At 63.5% G+C, this 4,436-nt stretch carries 4 protein-coding genes, 1 tRNA gene and 1 pseudogene; 5 read left to right on the top strand and 1 reads right to left on the bottom strand.

Annotated features, from left to right (window positions below; translation table 11 throughout):
• From Q0R27_RS12285 to yacG, 3 genes are all read left to right on the top strand, one after another.
• Positions 1–412: Maf family protein (locus tag Q0R27_RS12285; RefSeq protein ID WP_293945251.1), on the top strand; the 412-nt coding region annotated here is incomplete at its 5' end.
• Between the two features lie 8 nt (positions 413–420).
• Positions 421–1,380, top strand: coding sequence for a ribonuclease (locus Q0R27_RS12290; protein WP_293945253.1), 960 nt, complete (start codon positions 421–423; stop codon positions 1,378–1,380).
• Positions 1,364–1,537 (top strand): DNA gyrase inhibitor YacG, encoded by a 174-nt coding sequence (yacG, locus tag Q0R27_RS12295; RefSeq protein ID WP_293945255.1) that lies wholly within the window; start codon positions 1,364–1,366, stop codon positions 1,535–1,537. Before Q0R27_RS12290 ends, yacG begins: the two co-directional genes overlap by 17 nt.
• Before the next feature lie 28 nt (positions 1,538–1,565).
• Here the strand turns inward: yacG and Q0R27_RS12300 are convergent, their stop codons facing one another.
• Complete coding sequence (locus Q0R27_RS12300) at positions 1,566–3,314, bottom strand: TIR domain-containing protein (protein WP_293945258.1); 1,749 nt, start codon at positions 3,312–3,314, stop codon at positions 1,566–1,568.
• Between the two features lie 286 nt (positions 3,315–3,600).
• On the opposite strand from Q0R27_RS12300, the gene Q0R27_RS12305 reads away from it, so the two are divergent.
• A tRNA-Phe gene (locus Q0R27_RS12305) sits at positions 3,601–3,676 on the top strand.
• A 216-nt stretch (positions 3,677–3,892) separates the two neighbouring features.
• Positions 3,893–4,436 (top strand): annotated as a pseudogene (locus tag Q0R27_RS12310) (hypothetical protein); the annotation flags it as partial.

The following is a 4,436-nucleotide window of genomic DNA, read 5'->3' on the forward strand; positions in this document are numbered from 1 at the left end:
GGCGGTCGCGGCGAGGCATCCCGACGCGCTGGTGCTCGGCGCCGATACGGTAGTCGCGGTCGGTCGGCGGATCCTGCCCAAGGTCGAGGATGAGGCAACCGAGCGGCAATGCCTCGCGCTGCTGTCGGGACGGCGGCACCGGGTGACGACCGCGATCGCGCTGGCCATCCCGGGCGAGACAATGCGCACCCGGGCGGTCGAGACGATGATCTCGCTGAAGTGCCTGTCGGCCGAGGAAATCGACTTTTACGTCGCGCATGGCGAGTGGCTCGGCAAGGCCGGCGGCTATGCGCTGCAGGGCTATGGCGAGGTGTTCGTGCGAACGATGACCGGGAGCCATTCGGCGGTGGTCGGGCTGCCGCTGGCGGAAACGCGGAATCTGCTCAAAAGCGCTGGATACCCGCTTGGCTGAGTGGCCAAATGCCTGACTGGATCGTCGAAGTTGGCATCGGTGAGACGCGCGCGGTGCTGGTCGAAGGCGCGCGAATCGTCGAGGCCCGGATCGAGCTCGAGGGGGTGGTCCCGGCGGGAACGGTGATTACGGCGCGGCTGGTGAATGGGGGCCAGGCGGGTCGCAACGCCGTGGCCCGCGATGAGGCCGGCCAGGAATATCTGCTGCCCCAGGCGCCAAAGGGGATTTCGCAAGGTGGCGCGCTGTCGATCGAGGTGACGCGGGCTGCGTTTCCCGGGGTCGAGCCGTGGAAGCGACCGATGGCACGCTGGACGAACAGCCCCGCTTTCCCGGCTCCGACCTTGGCCGAGCGGCTGGACGGCGCGACGATCGCTTTCCCTGCCCCCCACGATCCGCTGGAGCAGGCGGGCTGGTCGGACCTGATCGAGGAAGCGCGCAGCGGGATGGTCGCCTTTGCCGGCGGGACGCTGCGCATTTCGCCGACCCCGGCGATGACGCTGATCGATGTCGACGGGGCGCTTGCGCCCGAGGAACTGGCGCCGCGCGGTGCAAGCGCGGCGGCGTCCGCGATCCGCCGGCTCGCGATCGGCGGATCGATCGGCATCGACCTGCCGACGGTCCGCAACAAGGCGGCGCGGCTGGCACAGGATGCGGCGATCGACGCGATGCTGCCACGGCCGTTCGAACGCACCGGGGTCAACGGCTTCGGCTTCGTCCAGATCGTGCGGCCGCGAACCGGGCCGTCGCTGGTCGAACTGGCGCAGGATCGTCCGGGGTTCGAGGCGCGCGTGCTGCTCCGCCGCGCCGCCCGTTCGACCGGCTCGATCCGCCTCGCCGCGCATCCGGCGGTGATCGAGCGGGTCACGCCCGAATGGCTCGACCGCCTCGCCCGCCAAGTCGGCGGAACGGTAGCCTTGCGCGGCGATCCCGCGCTCGCCATGTCGGGTGGCCATGTCGAACCCGCCTAGCGCAAAGCCCTGCCCGGTGTGCCGCAAGCCGATGAGCGCCGAGCATGCGCCGTTCTGTTCGCGCGGGTGCAAGGATCGCGACCTGCTGCAATGGCTCGGCGACGGCTATCGCATCCCCGGACCGCCGGCCGACCCTAACGACGAGGCGATGGACTAGGGTCGAAGCGGGAGCGCCGCCCGACGACCTAGGCGGTGACCCCGAGCCGCTGCTTGGCCCCGGACATCATCGCCTTGAATCGCGGATCGTCACGGATTGAATCCATGTCGGGATCAGCTTCGACATGCTTGATCACGTCCGCATTGGTGTGTTCGAAAAAAGGACCCAGCACCTCCATGGCGCGCTCCGCATCATTCAGGCGAACGACCAAGGCGCACGCCAGATTGTAGCGAGTGGAATTGTTGTCCGGGTCGAGAAGCAACGCCCGGTCGATCCATTCTCTAGCCCTGCTATCTTCACTGAGCAGCGCGAGTGCGTTCGCGCCGGCCGCGAGTAGCTGGGTATTGGAAGGTTCTTTCACGAGAGCCGTTTCAGCCCGTTCAATCGATGTTCTTGCTGCCCTGAGCATCGAGCCCTCGTCGCCCACGCTCTGGTAACAAGTCATGACCATCATCGGGCTGTGCCAATCGCTCGGCATTAAGGTTGCGGCTTTCTCGAAATGGGGGATAGCATCGCCAATTCGCCCTTGCCGAAAATTGAGGCGCGCCGCTTCCCGATTCACTTCCCAGGATTCGGGGTCGAGCCGGAGGGCAAATTGAATCTCCTGATTCGCCTCCGCTTGCTTGCCCTGCTCCTGAAGCAGCTGCGCCTTGACGCAATGCGCTTCGGCAATATCAGGATTGATCGATAATGCGCGTTCGACCGCAGGAAGGGCATCGACGTCCTTGCCATGAAGCAAACGCAATTCTGCCTGAGCAAGCGCCATCAACGCCCACGCCTGCGCATAATCGGGATCGAATGACACCGCCTGCCGGCAGATCCGAACAATCGATTCGCCGCGGCGAACGTCGCTATAATCGCCGGTGATCCACTGCTTTCGCGCCATCAGGTAAAGGTTATACGCTTCGACAATCGTCGTACCCCGCGCCTCGATCGCCTTCTTTTCCTCGGGAAGCAGTTTCACCCGGAGCGCGGCGACAATTGCTTTCGATATCTCGTCCTGAATGGCGAAAATATCGGTGAGGTCGCGATCGTAGCGGTCGGCCCACAAGTGCCCGCCGGTCGTGGCGTCGATCATCTGTGCGGTGATCCTGACCCGGTTACCAGACTTGCGCACGCTCCCCTCGAGCACGTGGCTGACGTCGAGCGCGCGAGCGACCTCCTTCACGTCCATCACCTTGCCCTTGAAGGTGAACGCCGTGTTACGAGCGATCACCAGCAATGCCGACACTTTCGACAGGTCGGTGATGATGTCTTCGGTGATTCCGTCGCTGAAATATTCCTGTTCGGGATCGCCGCTCATGTTGACGAACGGCAGCACACAGACCGACGGCCCCGATGTCCCCTTCTGCGCGTCGGCTGGCGCCGAAGCGCTTTTGGTCGCCTCATTGCCCGCGGTCTTGGTGATGGCCTCGACCAATTCATCCAAGTTTGCCGGCTCTCCGTCACCGTTCCAGGTACCGAAATCGACCGTGTGAAACTGGCGAAAGCCGAGCGGCGGCCTGCTTCCACCAAGCGTGACCGGAACGAGTCGGCCGGAATCGCGGCCTTCGGCGGCCTCGTCCTGTACCCAGGCCGACTCAACCGAGGCCTGCGACCACAAAACGACCACCGCCTGAGCGGTTTTCAACTCGCGATCAATCTCGGTCGAGAAGCGCGATCCGCCTTTGATGTGGCTATCCCACCAGACGTCGTGGCCGGCTCTGCCGATACTCTCGGCAAGCTGCCTTGCCGCGGCGGCATCCTCACGCGCGTAGCTTAGAAAAACCTTGGCCACTGCCCCTCCCGCATTGCAAGAATGATGTGCTCATGCCCCAACCGCGGCAAGACCGCCACTAAGTCTACAATTTAACGATCGATGGCTCTGCGTGTCCGAGCCCTGCGATCTCATTCTCAATTGCAACCACCCGTTGAGCCCACCACCAATAGCGGTCATTCCAGATCGGGCCGTTGCGGCCTGCACCGGGTCACTTACCCTCCCCTCGCCCGATCAACCGCTGGACAGGCCGAAGGGCGGCGGTTAGGGAGCCGCTTCGCCCGCGCGGACGCGTTCACGGGGCCGGGCCCAGGTAGCTCAGTTGGTAGAGCATGCGACTGAAAATCGCAGTGTCGGCGGTTCGACCCCGTCCCTGGGCACCACTTTCCCAAGTAAAATAAGCACTTAACGAGGCGGTTGCCCTCTTAAGCGTGCGAGCGTAGGCTAGCACAGTGCTAGCACAGCCAATTTCTCCCCTCCAAGGATCTCAAGAGCCTAGGCAAACGGCTGCCTGGGTCAAAGGGGCGATCTAGCACAAAGCTAGCACAGCGCGGGCACTCCGCGCATCGCTGCGCGCTATGATTGGAAAGGGAGGGCGATTGCCCGAGTTCGACGAAATTAAATTCCAGCTCTTTCAGCGCGTAGGATCCTCAAATTGGTCCGTGCGCTTCAGCATCCGCGGCGAAGGCCAAGTGCGAAAAAGCCTGGGAACCGCGGACGAGGCAGAAGCGAGGCGAAAAGCGGACAGGCTATGGCGTGATGCCACTTACCGCTCTGAGCACGGCTTAAGGGCCGTCCAGCGCACGTTTGAGCAGGTTGCGGAAGAATTCATCGAGCAGCAGGTGCGCGAGGTCGCGCGCGGCGAGCGTCGTGTAGGCCAGGATCGGCGCATCGGTTCGCTTATTCGCAGATATTTCATGCCTTTCTTCGGCAAGAAGCCCATCGATGCGATCGGGGATGCCGACATCGGACGATACCAGGAATGGCGAAAAACCTATTGGACGGAGGGACCCGGCGTAAAGCAGACCCAAATCGAGTATGAGCGTGGTGGAAAGAAGCTTCGTCGGCCGGCAACCGACATGCGCCGAGGCAACAGCCTAAGCAGTCAGCGCGGGGAGGCCGTCGTTCTCCGCCAAGTTTTTC

The sequence above is a fragment of the Sphingomonas sp. genome (genome assembly GCF_025362505.1).
Classification (GTDB): Bacteria; Pseudomonadota; Alphaproteobacteria; order Sphingomonadales; family Sphingomonadaceae; genus Sphingomicrobium.